This is a genomic window from Fictibacillus nanhaiensis (genome assembly GCF_036213205.1).
Classification (GTDB): Bacteria; Bacillota; Bacilli; order Bacillales; family Fictibacillaceae; genus Fictibacillus; species Fictibacillus nanhaiensis_E.
Map to the genome: position 1 here is coordinate 1 of NZ_JARMFC010000008.1, position 13,541 is coordinate 13,541.

Below are 13,541 nucleotides of genomic sequence, written 5' to 3' on the forward strand. Positions count from 1 at the left end.
CAATTGGGGTGCAGTTCAATGCGATCTGGACGTTGTTTATGTATTATCTATGCTGATCGATCAGAATTAAGTTTCCATCTGGATCTTCAAGCGTCAGACTAGCAGGACCTTCACTTGTCTCATCCGCTTCAGTCGATAACGAAATTCCTCTTTCTTTTAGCTGCTTCTGCAGTTCACGAACGTCAGTAAAATTTTCAAGATTTTCTGCATTTTGGTTCCATCCAGGGTTGAAAGTAAGAATGTTTTGCTCAAACATTCCCTGAAACAGACCGATAACCGTATCCTCATTCTTCATGATCAACCAGTTATGCTCGATGTTGCCACCTAACGTTTCAAATCCCAAGTTTTCATAAAAAGCTTTTGAACGGTGGATATCTTTTACACTTAAACTTACAGAAAACGCACCAAGTTTCATAAGATCCTCCTTTAAATATCTGATAATTTAACTATAGATATCTTTAACGCCGATTACAATCGAATTCATTACGAAACTTTTCAATGGAAAAAAACGTATAGGATAGAGGGAGGAGGTTGAAGAGAATATGTATGAAGGTCGACCAAAACTTAAAATACAAAGAACATGGTTTGAAAACTTTTTAGATATCGCATCAATCACCTTGTTGGTAATAGGAACAGTAAGCCTGATCTCAGAGTGGGCTGCTATACCGGACACTGTGCCAACCCATTTTAATGCAGCCGGAGAACCAGATGGCTGGGGAAGTAAGAGCAACCTATGGATTTTAATCGTGATGGGAGCGGTGACATGGTTACTTCTTACCGCGTTAGAAAAATATCCGCACATCTACAATTATTTTAATCTAACGGAAGAAAACGTAGAAAGACAATACAAAAACGCACGCATGATGATCAATGTATTGAAAAATGAAATCTTAATCTTCTTCGTCTATATGACTTGGGCTTGTTCGGAAGTGGCCAATGGAGTCAGCGAAGGATTAAGTGTGTGGGTACTTCCCATTTTTATCGTAGGAATCACCGGCTCGATCGCCTTTTTCATCGTAAGATCAATTAAATGGAAGTAAAGAAGAGGACGAACTTCATTTGGAGAAGTAAAGTCTTTTTTTTTATGCAGTGTGTCTTTTCCTAGAGGACAAAATAGCTGTATGTGTGCCGTATAAGGATAGTTATCATTCATAATTCGGTAAAGGGAATTAATTTCACGGATAAGCTTCATAATTTCACGGTAATTCATTTTAATTTCACGGATAAAATTTTTTATCGAATTTTCGACTCATACCGACAACGCGGATAAAAAAGAGCAGCTTATACGTTTGATAAGCAGCTCAGCTCACACTTTCATTACTGATCTTGATGGTTGCGTGCACGCGCTTCATCAGGACCTTCCATTTTAGTAGCACCAGAATATTTCAGATCTTGGTCACGGTCAGATTCAACGCGGCCAGACTCACGTAACTTCTTTTCTTGTCTGTCTTTTCCCATAGTGAAAACCCTCCAATCACATTAGATTTTCATTAGTATGAGAACTAACGAAAACTTTTATGTACAAGTTGAAGATATCCTGAAAAAAGCCTACCCAAACGTTTAGCTTTTAGAAAAACGGGAATCCCCTAACTACGAAAAAAATTAATGGAGGAGGACTTAAAATGGTACAAAGTGTAAACACTACAAACGCATATGAAAGCGGTATGTATCCTGAAGATGCTTACGGTACAGCCCAAAGGGAGCGAGTGGCAGATCCACAAAAAAGTAAGCTCTTAACAGGAATCGTAATCGGCGGTATCGTTGGTGGGGCACTTGCCTTGATTGATTTTAATACACGGTCAAAAATAAAGAACACAGCGGTAGGAATAAAGGATAGTTCCAGCAAGATGATTACAGAGGTCAAACAAAATCCTGGCGAAGTGAAAGATCAGATGATCAGCCAGTTTAAAACGGCTAGCACTACCTTAAAAGATGCGATCAACGACGCACAAGCACTATACGAGCGTCTCAATAAAGACGTATTTGGAAACATTAATACGCTAAAAGAAATCTCCAGTGATGTGCTGTCGACAGCAAGAGAAACAAAAGGCGAGCTTGGCAGCATTGGGTCAAAATTAAAAGAAGCAGGATCCGAGTTAACAGAGAACCCGATCGGAAATGACAAGCTGCACGACTATTCCACTGGATCGGCAGAAGAAACGACTTACACAAGAGAAAATGATTCAAACGTCGTTTCAGTAGGAGTGACTTCACAGAACAATCGTAAAAACTTATAAAAACGAAAAAACCAGCTCTCTGTGTTGATACAGAGAGCTGGTACTGTTTTCTAATGTAAATCATTCGTTTCTATATAATAAGCTCTAGCTATTTATGATTTGTCTAATATCGTTCAAACGTACAACTTGCTTCGCATCTTCAAAATGCTCCGAATAGTTTTCTGTTACGGAAAAGTCCACAACAGCGGTGTTGGTCAACAATGAAGTAATTTCTCCTTTTAAGCCGTCGAACGTTTCAATAATATCACCGATTTTAAATTCCATGCCTTTTCCTCCAACGTAAGTATTGTTTGTACTATTTTACCATAATTGTGACTAATTTTCCTTTTATTTTTAAAAACTTCTATTTGTTAAGTATTATAGCGGAATCAATTACGTATTGCTATTGAAGCGCTTTTAATGTTAACTTAAAAATGATATAAGTTAACATAAATGATGAGGTGTTTTTTATGAAAACAAAAGAAATGACGTATGTAGCTTTATTCGCAGCAATCATGATTGTATTAGGATTCCTGCCTCCAATCGTTTTACCTTTTACACCCGTTCCCATTACAGCGCAAACTCTTGGTGTAATGCTTGCAGGTGTTGTGCTTGGTGCAAGACTGGGCGGATTAAGTATGATTGTTTTCTTACTCGTAATTGCAGCCGGTGTTCCAGGATTAGCAGGTGGACGCGGCGGCGCAGGTGTTTTTGTAGGACCAAGTGCTGGGTATCTACTGAGCTGGCCATTATCAGCTTTCTTAATCGGATTATTGGTCGAAAAGGCAAGACAGCCACTTCAAGTGTGGAAGGTCTTTTTATATAATTTCGTCGCAGGTATCGTATTTGTTTACCTTTGCGGTATTCCCGTTGTTGCATTTGTAATGGATATCAGTTTAGAGGCAGCTGCTATTTCAGGATTAGCTTACTTACCAGGCGATCTCATAAAAGCTGCTATCGCAGCCACACTTGGTGTTAAAATAAGACAAAGATTATTTAAAAATCAGACTGCGTTCAATCAAAATCATACGGTCAGCCATTAATAGATTGTCTTCGGACAGTCTTTTTCTATAGGGAGGAATTCTGTGCTTATAACGGATACTATTCAACAAAATGCACTTATACATCCAGAAGATACGGCGATTCAAATGGGTGAAGATAAAATATCCTATCTAGAATTGAACAACAATGTAAGAAAAATTTCTTCATATTTTCATAAGCAGGTGTTCAGAGGAACTCAAGGAAAAGTAGCACTATATGTGCCTAATGGTATTGATTTTTTACAATATTTCTTAGGCGCTATTTCTGCAGGATGGATCTGTATTCCTCTTGATTTGAAATGGAAAGAAAGGGAGCTGGAAGAAAGGCTGAAACAATGTGAGCCAGATTTGGTTATTACTACAGAAAAATGGCAGAGAAAAATGAAATACGGAAAGGTAACTCTAATTTCTTCTTTAACAGATTTAAAACCAAGTGAAGAAGTAAAAAGTAGAGTTTCAGATGATTCATTGTTTTATATGGGGTTCACTTCAGGTTCAACAGGTATGCCAAAATGCTTCGTACGTAACCATCGTTCTTGGGTTAAAAGCTTTGCATGCAGTCGGACAGATTTTGGCCTAGCTGAGAAAGACGAAGTACTTGTACCAGGACCGCTTGTTCATTCGTTATTTTTGTATGCGGCGATCAGCACGATTTATTTAGGTGGAAAAGTGAAATTGTTGCCTCATTTTTCAGCTTCCCAAATTTTAAAAGATATCGAGGCAGACGAAGTTTCAGCTCTATATGCTGTTCCTACTATGCTTGCTGCACTTACGAAAGAAATGGATAATCAGAACGACAATCCAAGATTAAAAAGAATAATATCTTCAGGAGCCAAATGGGAACCTGGACTGAAAAGTAAGATAAATAATCTATTTCCTAAAACAGAGCTTTTTGAGTTTTATGGTGCATCTGAATTGAGCTTTGTAAGCTATATCAATCATCGAACTGCCTTCCAAAAGCCATTATCGGTAGGACGCCCTTTTCATAATGTAGAACTATCTGTTCGAAAGGATGGATACGAAGTGGAACAAGGTGAAATAGGTACTCTTTTTGTGAAAAGTGAGATGCTTTTTTCATACTACCTGAATCAGCCAGATGCGAATAAAGAAGTGTGGGACGACCATGGCTGGCTGACAGTAGGAGACCTGGCTAAGCTAGATGATGAAGGAGATTTATACATTATAGGACGCAGCAACAACATGATGATCTCTGGAGGGCAAAACGTTTATCCAGAAGAAATCGAAAATGTATTGCATTCATTAGATGAAGTTGAGGAAGCCGTTGTTTTTGGCTTGCCAGATTCGTATTGGGGAGAGAAGGTTTCAGCAGCAATCAAACAAAAAGAAGGTGCTAACCTTAGCATTCGTGAAATCCAACGTTTTTGCAGAGAGCATCTTTCAACTTTCAAAGTACCTAAACATATCATCTTTACGAAAGAGTTTCCTTATACGTCGAGCGGAAAAATTGCAAGATCAAAGGTAAAAGAGATTTATAGCAAAGGTGTTCTCCGTTCATGAAAAAAGCTGTTATTATCGATGCCAAACGTACAGTGATCGGGAAAAAGGGAGGTTACTTTAAAGATGTTGGAGGTGAAAAACTAGCGGCTGCTGTTATACAAAATATTTTAAAAGAAAACAACGTTTCTCCTGATATGGTGTCAGATGTAATTTTAGGGAATACAGTTGGTCCTGGTGGGAACATCGCACGCTTATCTGCTTTAACAGCAGGTCTTCCAGTGACCGTTCCAGGTTTTACCGTTGATCGTCAATGCGGTTCTGGACTTGAAGCGGTAAATCTCGCATGTCGGCTAGTGCAATCAGGTGCAGGAGACATTTATTTAGCAGGTGGCACGGAATCTGTTAGTACATCAACGTTTCCACGAAGAGCTCGCTTTTCTCCAGACTCTATAGGGGATCCTGACATGGGTGTTGGTGCTGAAAACGTTGCTGAAAGATACGGTATAACACGTGCGATGCAAGATGACTATTCGCTTCTAAGCTATAGGAGAACGATAAATTCTATTGAACAGAGTCGTTTTAAGAATGAACTCGTTGACTGTAATGATGTGCCCTTAATAGATGAAGGCATCAAGCGACTTTCTGTTATTGAAAGACTGATGAACCGAGCAAAACCTGCGTTTAAAGACAACGGAACGGTTACTGCCGCAAATTCATGCGGTTTAAACGATGGTGCATCTATCGTACTCGTCATGAGTGAAGAAAAAGCGAAAGAGCTTAAACTTACTCCAAAACTAAAATTTATCGACGCTGTAACGGCTGGTGTTGATCCAAATGTGCCAGGAATCGGACCGGTTCCTGCTGTAAATAAACTTTTACAGAGAATGGACCTTTCTATAAGTGATATTGATGTATTTGAACTGAATGAGGCATTTGCATCCCAAGTCGTTGCTTCCGCTCAAGAACTTAACATATCGTGGGACAAGCTGAACAAAGGCGGTGGTGCAATTACATTTGGTCATCCTTATGGTGCCTCAGGAGCGGTTCTCGTGACTTCACTGCTAAGGGAAATGACGTCAGGAGACCGGTTTGGTATAGCCACGTTAGGCATTGGCGGTGGACTCGGAATTGCTACACTATTTGAAAGGTGTGAGCACTTATGAATATTAAGCAATATGAAGGAACAACAATGCTACCTGTTTCCATTACGATAACAGAAGCGCTTGTTAAAGCTTACTATGAAGCATCCGGCATTCATAAAAGTGCTATAGATCAAGTTCCACCAGCTCTACCTATGATTTTTTATCAATATATAAACGTGCCATGGTTTCACGAACAATCGTTTATTCACAAAGATCAAGTGTTTCATTACGAATATCCTATCTCGATCGGAGATACACTTCAATGTACTGTTTCCTTGATTTCAGTAGAGAAAAGACGTCAATTTCTCGTTTTGCATCAAGAGCTTATTGGCAAAAACGTGCACGGTAAAATGGTTTTTTCGGCAAAATCGACTCTTTTAAAGGAGGCAGATTGAGAATGGTATCGCATGCAATTGAATTAGGAGCTGCACTCGAGCCATTACTTATAGAAATAAACGAAGATATGGTTAGGAAATATGGGGAAGTGTCTGGAGATTTTAATCCGATTCATTTTGATGATCGTGCTTCAAAAGAAAAGGGATTTCCGGCTAAAATCATACACGGTATGCTTACGATGGCGATTGCATCTAATATCGTGGAACCATACTTACAAAAAGGTTATTGGGTTAAAACATATGAGATGAAATTTAAAGCACCTGTTTTAGTCGGTGAGACTATTAGTATAAAAGGAACCATCGCATCTGTTGAAAAAGAATCATTAACGTTTGAAATTAACGTTTCAAGCACAACTTATCCACAAGTAGCAAAAAGTAAAATCGTGCTCCATGTGTATAAATAGCATTACTTATCCACATTATCAACATTATCCACAATCCAAAAAACCGTTTTCTAACCAAGTGGCTAGAAAACGGTTTCTTTACGGTCGCTAAAGTCACTTATTTTATGAATTAACCTAGGTCGATGTCGCTCACTTCACGATCCACAATACGCGCACCTTTTTTGCTTGTATAGTTTCCACCCGAAGAAGTGAAGGTGTTTTGTGCAATTACCGTGTCCATTGCTGCATTTACAGCTGCAGGATCAACCGGTTCGATCGGAGCATCCAGACGGATGGTTACCGTTTTGTTCTCTTGGTTAAGAAACTGCAATTCAAGCACTTTGGCCATTGAAATCCCTCCTTTCTTCTATATTTTCCTCGCCTCTACTTCTTAAGAGTGGATCGCGAAGGAATCGTTTCGCTTAATCATCACAAGCGGATACACTTGAAGTCCTGATAACGCGTTTGCTACCGCATAAAGCTGATCAGGTGTCGAAGAAGTCTTAACATGAGCAAAGTTCTTATACTTCACCACCGGCTTGTTGTCTGCATCCAAACCACCATCAAGCTCCAAACGCATTGCTGAATCAATCAAAGCTGCTGTTGCCATGTGCCTCACCTCCTTTCACACCATAAGTTCCAGAAAAAAGTGAAAAGGAGCCATAGAGGTAAAAATTTTTTGAAGAGGCTAGAGTGTTGTTCAGAACCTACTTTGTGTGGATGAAAATCCTTTAAAGAAAAGATAGGGGCATTCTAACTAAAGTTGTTGCTCTCAAGCGTTTTAACAACATTGAAGTTGAAGTGCAAGGGGCTCACCGCCTGCCCCGCGGAAAGCGAGCAACCTGAAACGGAAATCAACCACTTTCATAACGACGAAGCATAAACAAAAGTGTCCTCCGCAGCACTTATCCACAATTTTTAGAATTTTACTCAAAATCAACACCCAAATCTTTCAAAATCCAGTATTTCACACAAAAAATCTATCAATTTCCGTAATTTTGCACACACATTGTGGATAACTTTTCAAAAGTTAACAGGCAACTTTTGTCGTTTTGCATCTTTTACCGTACAACTTTTCAAGAGTTGCACTTTGTTTTACAAAACTCCTCCAATCTATAGTGAAAATACCGCGGAATTCCCCGAATGTGCGCACATTCCAAAAGGAACGATTTCCATGAAAAACACGCCGTTTGAAGAAGTTGCTGCAATGTTCGAACCACTCATCAAATCCCAGATCAAGCGCTACCACCTCACGAACCATTTCGATCAATACTATCAAGCTGGTTTACTCGGACTCTGGAAAGCTTACGAAACGTACAACCCGGATAAAGGGCAGTTCTCCTCGTTTGCCTTCATCCATGTACGCGGACGAATTTTACAAGAGTTGCGAAACGAACTGAAGAGGCAGGAGGCGGAGGTTACCCATGACCCTCATGAATCGTTAACGTTTCAACACCTTTCGCATCAAGACCACATTCCATTTTTGGAAGACGAAACATTAAACCTCTATTTAATGCACTTAACAGAAAATCAGCAGCGGTGGGTCGTGCATCGTGTCTTTCATATGAATTCGGAAGCCGAGATTGCAAAAACGTTTGGGGTCACTTTATATGCAGTAAAGTCATGGAGAAAGGCTGCAATAAAAAAACTACGTACAGTTTTAAATACCCAATAAAATCAAACTTTCTTACTATGTGATTTGATGGATATAATTTTAAAATTAGGGTATAGTAGAAAACTGTGGGCGAAAAAATTCCTTTTTTACCCATAATAGACAATAGAGATATAAGCTGCTATTTTTTTAGAATAACAGTGTAATAAGTTGATAGGACTAAGCTTATATATTTATTAAGAGGGGGACAACCAAACGATGGAAACACAAGTTAATCAGAGTACTGGAAACAAGAAACGACCGTTGATCATTGGGCTAGCTATTATCGCAGTGCTTGCAATCGGAGCAACTGCTTATGCGATGTTCGTTGATCTATCTCCGCGTGAATTGTATTTAAAATCCGAGATGAACACATTTAAAGCACTGAACGAATCTTTTGAAGACAGCTTTGGAGATGCGTTAGCACTTTCTGAAAAGCAGATGGAAGAAGCGTATAAGTCTGAAGCAAGCGTTGGGGTAGACGTTGACCCGGCAATGTTTGGAGCAGGTGGAATGGAAGCTGCAATGATCGGCTCTATTGTACAAAACAGTGAGTTTAAAGTAACAACACAGCATGATCCTAAGAAAGAAGAAGGATCTGTTGGGATGGCTTTAAGAATGAACGATTCAGACTTAGTGAATGCTGAATTTTATCAAAACAACAAACAAACTGCTGTAAATGTACCTGCAGCTTACGATAAGAACGTTTACTTCGAAAACAGTCAGTTCGGTGACGTGATGCGTAAGTTTGATCCAGCATATCAAGGTATGGAAAAGCTTGAAAACTTCTTTAAAGCAGTTGATGGCGACCTAAGTGAAGACGCTCGCGATGAAGCGTTCGAAGAGTTTGCAAAAGTTTACGCAGACAGCGTGAAAGATGAAAACGTAAAACTTAAAGACGATGTTGATTTTAAAGGAGAGAAGCTTCGCGAGTTAACGGTTTCTCTTTCTGAAAAAGAAACAAAAGCAATGCTTGTAAACTTTGTTGAAAAAATCGAAAAAGATGATGAGATCCTAGATGCGATCGCTGAACAATCAGCATTGCAAGGCGGACTTCAAACTGGCATGATGGCACCAACGGGTAACATGAGCAAGGCAGATGCGAAGAAAGAACTTAAGAAAGTTCTAGCTGATGCGAAAAAAGCAATCAATGAGGACTTAGAGATCCCTGGTGGAATGAAGCAAGTAGTTATCATCGATGGCGATGATAAAGTAGTAAGCCGTAACGTGACGATGAAGATCGGTGCGAACGGTGAAGAAGCGGTTCCGATGGACTACAAGTCTGAGAGCTGGACGAAGGGCGACGTAACAAACTCTTCTTGGGTTCTTAACGCAGGTCCTGAAGGCGAAACATTGCTTGTAGATGTGAAGATGGAAAGCGAACCAAAAGGAAAAGATGGCAAGAAACGCGACATTAAAGCGAAGTTCGAAATGACTGAAAACGGTACAACAGAAGGTATCGGGTTCCAAATTAAAGGTGAAGGTACAGATAAGAAGTCAAAATGGACGGCTAATCTTGTTCCTGCAGGCGATGGGGCAATGGAAATTCCAGACATGACGCTTGAGATCGAGCACAAGGGTGACCAAAACCTTGATAAAGACTTTGCAAACCACGATTACAAAGTAACACTAAAAGGTAACGACGCTACAATGGGCGATATCAACGTTGGATTGAACATCAAAACAAAAACAACGTTCGGCGATAAACTGAAATTCCCTGAGCTTTCAGAAGGAAAAGCAGTAAACGTTGCTGAGATGAGTGACGCTGAAATGATGACAATGATGTCAGACATTCAACGCAACATCGAGCAATTTATCGGTGAAAACGCTCAAATGTTCCAATAGAATGATAATAAGAAGGACAGAGATAACTTAAAACAAAGTTGATCTTTGTCCTTTTTTTCTAACCTAGTAGGGTATATGAAGGAATTGAGTCAAGCGAGATTTGTCGAGGTTTGCAGACTCGTGGATAAAAGGCTGAAACTTTTGGATAAAGTGCTAAAACTTCTGGATAAACAGCCAAAACTCGTGGATAAATAGCTAAAACTTCTGGATTAACAGCCAAAATTTCTGGATTCAACCAGTTAAATGCCCCTACGGGTATAGGTTCTGAGCCGTTTTAGCCCCGAACCTTCATCAAATTTTAAGCGAAAGGAACGACACTATGAGGCAAACGCTACTCATTGCCCATCTAACGGTAAAATGCTGGCTAAAGCAGCCTTTTCCTCTGATTGCTATGATGCTGTTTCCCATACTTTTACTTGGGATTACGTATCTCGGGCTAAAACCACTTCTTGAAGAAAAGCAGTGGGTAGAGCCTTTTGCCGTAGCGATCGTAGATGAAGATAATACTTTTGAAACCAAATTGCTTATGAAGCAGTATGAGAATTCAGAAGAACTAAAGAACGTATTAACCTTTGAAAAAACAGATGCAGAGTCAGCAAGTGAAAAGCTGGCGAGTAACGAGATTGCAGGTATGGTGATCGTACCGGATGGATTTACTAAAGGAATTCGTGGCGGCAAAAATATTCCCGTAACCGTCATTGGAAACCCTGAACGACCTTTTCAAGCAAAACTCCTTCAGCAAGTGATGGTATCAAACGCCAATCTAATTTCTTCTGCACAAAGTGGAGCGAACGCAGCTTTTCATTATTTGCGAAAAATGGACTTAAGTTCTAAAGAATTTCGGGCATACCGCGACACGGTCATCACAGACTTTACGCTCCAAGCATTGAACCGAAATAAGATCTACGAAACGGAAACGCTAAGTGCATTCGGTGGTATTACGATACTCGAGTATTACAGCTTATCGGGTTTGCTGATCCTGTTACTCGTCGGTGGATTGTTTGGCATGAGTCTAACCGCAAGAAGTGAGCAAACAGCACTGCGCGAAAGATTAACGCTACAAGGTATAAGGTCTGGCGTATTCTTTTTTAGCAATGTTATTTCCGTTTTCCTACTGCTCGTCATCCAAAGTACTATACTGATTTCCCTATTTTATGTTCTAACAAAAATGTGGAGTATCACAGCGACATTAATGGTTTTAGCATATTGCTTAGGTATCGCCTCTCTTTTCTCGCTATGTCAGGAACTTTTTGTACGTAACGGAGCTAAATGGGGAGCGGGAATCATCCTAGCTGTGGGGCTTGTTGCTACAAGCGGAAGTCTTCTGCCGCTATCATATCTTCGCGAAAAGTTGCGGAGCGTAAGTTTGCTAAATATCGTGCATCAGGCTCACAGCGGACTAATAGATTCGCTATTTGTGGGTAACGAAACCTGGATGTTCGTCCTACAGTTGCTTAGTTTTTCAATCATTATTTGGGTAGTGAGTTTGCTACTTATTACAATAAAGAAGAGGTTGCCATGGTCTGGACAATTGCCGTTACACGTATAAAATTACTGCTTCAAAGTCCGTGGAGCTGGCTGGGGCTCATCGTTCCGGTTCTTGTGCTAGGCTTTTTAGACATGTCTATTGAAAAAACAAGTGATGTGACCAAGATTCCCGTTGTAATCGTGGACGAGGACGAAACGGAATACTCGAAAATGGTCATAGATAGAGTGAGTAAAAATCCAGCGGTCTCGGTAAGTGTTCATAACGAAGAGGATGCGCGCAATCAGATCGAAACACAAAAAGCCGCCATCGGTTTCTTTATACCTGAAGGGTTTATGGGTAGCATACAGAAAAATGATGAAGATGAGCTTGTTACGATGTGGCTCTCGTCAGGTTCGATTTCTCATGGATTAGTGCGTGAGATTTTTGCAAGTGAAGTGAAGCGGCTATCGAGTAATTCGTACGGCGCGAACACGGTGTTAAAAACATATGGAAAAAGTGAGAAGCTAGATGCTGAGGAGCAAGCTCGGGTCTGGAAAGATGCTTGGGCCTATAGCGATAAGCATTGGGAGCCGAAGCCTCTCATGACCGTTGACTACAAAGTTGGGGTAACGAGAGAATCATCGGTAAAAGATACTGGTGGTGCCGCTTCGGTCTATGTTCCAGGAATGCTCGTGCTACTCATGTTGTTCAGTTTTTTATATAACAGCTGGCCAATAAAAGACCGTGATTCTGGCATGCGGTCCAGAGTACCTTATTCCGCCGGCCGATTTTCTGTGTATTGGTTTGGAAATGCTCTAGGTGTTTTGCTTTTGCAGCTAACATTGCTTGGTTTATTATTTAGTTATGGCTGGTGGCGAAATGAATTAACGTTGAACGTAGCTACGATTTTCGGTTTGATCGGCTACGTCTTATTTCTAAACGCTCTATCTCTTCTGTTTGCATATTTCGTGCATAGCAACCGAACATGGCAAGCCATCACACTCTTCGTCGTCCTTTGCACATCGCTCTTAAGTGGAACTTTTTTCCCGAGCGATGAGTTATCAAGCTTTTTACAACGTGCTGCAGAATGGACACCGCAATATTGGATCGTGTCATCGTTAAACCAAGAAACGCTTATGATTCCCCTTGTATTTGTGGGAATAAGCATCGTTCTATACGTACTTTCAACCATAAAGGCAGGTGACAACGCTTGATTGCAGCAGAAAATCTGAAAAAGAAGTTTGGTAGAAAAGAAGTACTAAAAGAAATGAACTTCTTTATTGAAAGAGGAGAAACCGTCGGCGTTGTTGGCCCGAACGGTGCAGGTAAATCAACGCTCCTGAAGATCCTTGCAACCCTTATGAAAGGATCTCGCGGGACTGTTCAAATCGACGGGCTCGATGTGAAAAAAGAGCAAAAGAAGATTCGGCAGAAAATCGGTTACGTACCGCAAGAAATCGCTGTGTATCATGAGTTAACAACACGTGAAAATTTAAGATTTTTTGCTAAATTAGCGAAGGAATCATCGGAAGAAAGATGGATGCAGCGCTGCGAGGAATGGCGACTTGCTGAACACCTTGATAAAAAAGTAAAGCATCTGTCCGGTGGTAACCAGAGAAAGCTGAACATCTTGATCGCGATGCTTCATGACCCGGATTTGTTAATTTTGGATGAACCGACAGTCGGAATCGATATTTCCGCAAAACAAGAGATCGTAAACGATTTGCGCCAACTGGGTAGAGAAGGAAAGACAATCCTGTATTCCAGTCATGACGCGCAAGAACTCGAAACACTATGTACTTCTTTTTTAATTTTAAAAGAAGGAGAGCTACTCTTTTACGGATCAAAGCAAAAAGTGCGACAGTTCGGTTCGGTCGCGCAATCTGAAAACTTTGCGGAAACGCTTGGAGATATTGTAGGATGAAGTCTGTTTTGAAAGCAGG

The 13,541-nt window shown here is 40.4% G+C and carries 18 protein-coding genes; 12 read left to right on the forward strand and 6 right to left on the reverse strand.

Going from position 1 to position 13,541, the window contains the following annotated elements; translation table 11 throughout:
• Positions 1 to 43: 43 nt before the first annotated feature.
• On the reverse strand, positions 44 to 415 hold the full coding sequence (locus P4V41_RS10415) for a VOC family protein (protein ID WP_328084786.1): 372 nt from the start codon (positions 413 to 415) through the stop codon (positions 44 to 46).
• Positions 416 to 542: 127 nt separating this feature from the next.
• On the opposite strand from P4V41_RS10415, the gene P4V41_RS10420 reads away from it, so the two are divergent.
• A complete protein-coding gene (locus P4V41_RS10420) occupies positions 543 to 1,040 on the forward strand; it encodes a DUF1648 domain-containing protein (RefSeq protein WP_328084788.1) in 498 nt (165 codons plus the stop codon).
• Between the two features lie 277 nt (positions 1,041 to 1,317).
• On the opposite strand, the gene P4V41_RS10425 is transcribed toward P4V41_RS10420, so the two are convergent.
• Positions 1,318 to 1,458 carry a YpzI family protein gene (locus tag P4V41_RS10425; protein WP_082861516.1) on the reverse strand — a complete coding sequence of 47 codons (141 nt, stop codon included), beginning with the start codon at positions 1,456 to 1,458 and terminating at the stop codon, positions 1,318 to 1,320.
• 164 nt (positions 1,459 to 1,622) lie between these two features.
• Between P4V41_RS10425 and P4V41_RS10430 the strand changes: the two genes are divergently transcribed.
• On the forward strand, positions 1,623 to 2,237 hold the full coding sequence (locus P4V41_RS10430) for a hypothetical protein (RefSeq protein ID WP_328084789.1): 615 nt from the start codon (positions 1,623 to 1,625) through the stop codon (positions 2,235 to 2,237).
• Between the two features lie 84 nt (positions 2,238 to 2,321).
• Here P4V41_RS10430 and P4V41_RS10435 read toward each other — a convergent pair whose 3' ends face one another.
• The gene (locus P4V41_RS10435; RefSeq protein WP_066398675.1) at positions 2,322 to 2,501 is read right to left on the reverse strand and encodes a DUF2187 domain-containing protein; all 180 of its coding nucleotides are present in this window, start codon (positions 2,499 to 2,501) and stop codon (positions 2,322 to 2,324) included.
• Positions 2,502 to 2,686: 185 nt separating this feature from the next.
• Here P4V41_RS10435 and P4V41_RS10440 point away from each other — a divergent pair, with 185 nt between their 5' ends.
• The 5 genes from P4V41_RS10440 to P4V41_RS10460 are packed head-to-tail and all read left to right on the forward strand — an operon-like array spanning position 2,687 to position 6,655.
• Positions 2,687 to 3,259: a biotin transporter BioY gene (locus tag P4V41_RS10440; RefSeq protein WP_328084790.1), complete on the forward strand. Its 573-nt coding sequence runs from the start codon at positions 2,687 to 2,689 to the stop codon at positions 3,257 to 3,259.
• Between the two features lie 42 nt (positions 3,260 to 3,301).
• Positions 3,302 to 4,774 carry an AMP-binding protein gene (locus P4V41_RS10445; protein ID WP_328084791.1) on the forward strand — a complete coding sequence of 491 codons (1,473 nt, stop codon included), beginning with the start codon at positions 3,302 to 3,304 and terminating at the stop codon, positions 4,772 to 4,774.
• On the forward strand, positions 4,771 to 5,877 hold the full coding sequence (locus P4V41_RS10450; protein ID WP_328084792.1) for an acetyl-CoA C-acyltransferase: 1,107 nt from the start codon (positions 4,771 to 4,773) through the stop codon (positions 5,875 to 5,877). Before P4V41_RS10445 ends, P4V41_RS10450 begins: the two co-directional genes overlap by 4 nt.
• Complete coding sequence (locus P4V41_RS10455; protein WP_328084793.1) at positions 5,874 to 6,251, forward strand: MaoC family dehydratase; 378 nt, start codon at positions 5,874 to 5,876, stop codon at positions 6,249 to 6,251. Before P4V41_RS10450 ends, P4V41_RS10455 begins: the two co-directional genes overlap by 4 nt.
• Positions 6,252 to 6,253: 2 nt before the next feature.
• Positions 6,254 to 6,655 (forward strand): MaoC family dehydratase, encoded by a 402-nt coding sequence (locus P4V41_RS10460; protein WP_328084794.1) that lies wholly within the window; start codon positions 6,254 to 6,256, stop codon positions 6,653 to 6,655.
• Positions 6,656 to 6,764: 109 nt separating this feature from the next.
• Here the strand turns inward: P4V41_RS10460 and P4V41_RS10465 are convergent, their stop codons facing one another.
• Positions 6,765 to 6,983 carry a DUF2922 domain-containing protein gene (locus tag P4V41_RS10465; protein ID WP_328084795.1) on the reverse strand — a complete coding sequence of 73 codons (219 nt, stop codon included), beginning with the start codon at positions 6,981 to 6,983 and terminating at the stop codon, positions 6,765 to 6,767.
• A 42-nt stretch (positions 6,984 to 7,025) separates the two neighbouring features.
• Entirely contained in the window at positions 7,026 to 7,244 is a 219-nt protein-coding gene (locus P4V41_RS10470) for a DUF1659 domain-containing protein (RefSeq protein ID WP_137791022.1), read from the reverse strand.
• Positions 7,245 to 7,808: 564 nt separating this feature from the next.
• On the opposite strand from P4V41_RS10470, the gene P4V41_RS10475 reads away from it, so the two are divergent.
• Positions 7,809 to 8,309, forward strand: a complete 501-nt coding sequence (locus P4V41_RS10475) for a sigma-70 family RNA polymerase sigma factor (protein ID WP_328084798.1) — start codon at positions 7,809 to 7,811, stop codon at positions 8,307 to 8,309.
• Positions 8,310 to 8,504: 195 nt separating this feature from the next.
• Positions 8,505 to 10,130 (forward strand): DUF6583 family protein, encoded by a 1,626-nt coding sequence (locus P4V41_RS10480; RefSeq protein ID WP_328084800.1) that lies wholly within the window; start codon positions 8,505 to 8,507, stop codon positions 10,128 to 10,130.
• A 58-nt stretch (positions 10,131 to 10,188) separates the two neighbouring features.
• Here the strand turns inward: P4V41_RS10480 and P4V41_RS10485 are convergent, their stop codons facing one another.
• The gene (locus P4V41_RS10485; protein ID WP_328084801.1) at positions 10,189 to 10,365 is read right to left on the reverse strand and encodes a hypothetical protein; all 177 of its coding nucleotides are present in this window, start codon (positions 10,363 to 10,365) and stop codon (positions 10,189 to 10,191) included.
• Between the two features lie 84 nt (positions 10,366 to 10,449).
• Here P4V41_RS10485 and P4V41_RS10490 point away from each other — a divergent pair, with 84 nt between their 5' ends.
• From P4V41_RS10490 to P4V41_RS10500, 3 genes are read left to right on the forward strand one after another with little or no spacing between them, the layout of a single operon-like run.
• The gene (locus P4V41_RS10490) at positions 10,450 to 11,679 is read left to right on the forward strand and encodes an ABC transporter permease (RefSeq protein ID WP_328084802.1); all 1,230 of its coding nucleotides are present in this window, start codon (positions 10,450 to 10,452) and stop codon (positions 11,677 to 11,679) included.
• Entirely contained in the window at positions 11,649 to 12,812 is a 1,164-nt protein-coding gene (locus P4V41_RS10495; RefSeq protein WP_328084803.1) for an ABC transporter permease, read from the forward strand. The genes P4V41_RS10490 and P4V41_RS10495 overlap by 31 nt, the downstream gene beginning before the upstream one ends.
• Positions 12,809 to 13,522 (forward strand): ABC transporter ATP-binding protein, encoded by a 714-nt coding sequence (locus P4V41_RS10500; protein ID WP_328084804.1) that lies wholly within the window; start codon positions 12,809 to 12,811, stop codon positions 13,520 to 13,522. The genes P4V41_RS10495 and P4V41_RS10500 overlap by 4 nt, the downstream gene beginning before the upstream one ends.
• The last annotated feature ends 19 nt before the right edge of the window (positions 13,523 to 13,541 follow it).

What these genes read in the sequence shown, in the direction of transcription:
- P4V41_RS10470 (WP_137791022.1), bottom strand. Translation starts at nt 7,244, where the DNA reads ATGGCAACAGCAGCTTTGATTGATTCAGCAATGCGTTTGGAGCTTGAT.
- P4V41_RS10495 (WP_328084803.1), top strand. Translation starts at nt 11,649, where the DNA reads ATGGTCTGGACAATTGCCGTTACACGTATAAAATTACTGCTTCAAAGT.
- P4V41_RS10425 (WP_082861516.1), bottom strand. Translation starts at nt 1,458, where the DNA reads ATGGGAAAAGACAGACAAGAAAAGAAGTTACGTGAGTCTGGCCGCGTT.
- P4V41_RS10420 (WP_328084788.1), top strand. Translation starts at nt 543, where the DNA reads ATGTATGAAGGTCGACCAAAACTTAAAATACAAAGAACATGGTTTGAA.
- P4V41_RS10460 (WP_328084794.1), top strand. Translation starts at nt 6,254, where the DNA reads ATGGTATCGCATGCAATTGAATTAGGAGCTGCACTCGAGCCATTACTT.
- P4V41_RS10450 (WP_328084792.1), top strand. Translation starts at nt 4,771, where the DNA reads ATGAAAAAAGCTGTTATTATCGATGCCAAACGTACAGTGATCGGGAAA.
- P4V41_RS10475 (WP_328084798.1), top strand. Translation starts at nt 7,809, where the DNA reads ATGAAAAACACGCCGTTTGAAGAAGTTGCTGCAATGTTCGAACCACTC.
- P4V41_RS10490 (WP_328084802.1), top strand. Translation starts at nt 10,450, where the DNA reads ATGAGGCAAACGCTACTCATTGCCCATCTAACGGTAAAATGCTGGCTA.
- P4V41_RS10415 (WP_328084786.1), bottom strand. Translation starts at nt 415, where the DNA reads ATGAAACTTGGTGCGTTTTCTGTAAGTTTAAGTGTAAAAGATATCCAC.
- P4V41_RS10465 (WP_328084795.1), bottom strand. Translation starts at nt 6,983, where the DNA reads ATGGCCAAAGTGCTTGAATTGCAGTTTCTTAACCAAGAGAACAAAACG.
- P4V41_RS10430 (WP_328084789.1), top strand. Translation starts at nt 1,623, where the DNA reads ATGGTACAAAGTGTAAACACTACAAACGCATATGAAAGCGGTATGTAT.
- P4V41_RS10435 (WP_066398675.1), bottom strand. Translation starts at nt 2,501, where the DNA reads ATGGAATTTAAAATCGGTGATATTATTGAAACGTTCGACGGCTTAAAA.
- P4V41_RS10440 (WP_328084790.1), top strand. Translation starts at nt 2,687, where the DNA reads ATGAAAACAAAAGAAATGACGTATGTAGCTTTATTCGCAGCAATCATG.
- P4V41_RS10480 (WP_328084800.1), top strand. Translation starts at nt 8,505, where the DNA reads ATGGAAACACAAGTTAATCAGAGTACTGGAAACAAGAAACGACCGTTG.
- P4V41_RS10455 (WP_328084793.1), top strand. Translation starts at nt 5,874, where the DNA reads ATGAATATTAAGCAATATGAAGGAACAACAATGCTACCTGTTTCCATT.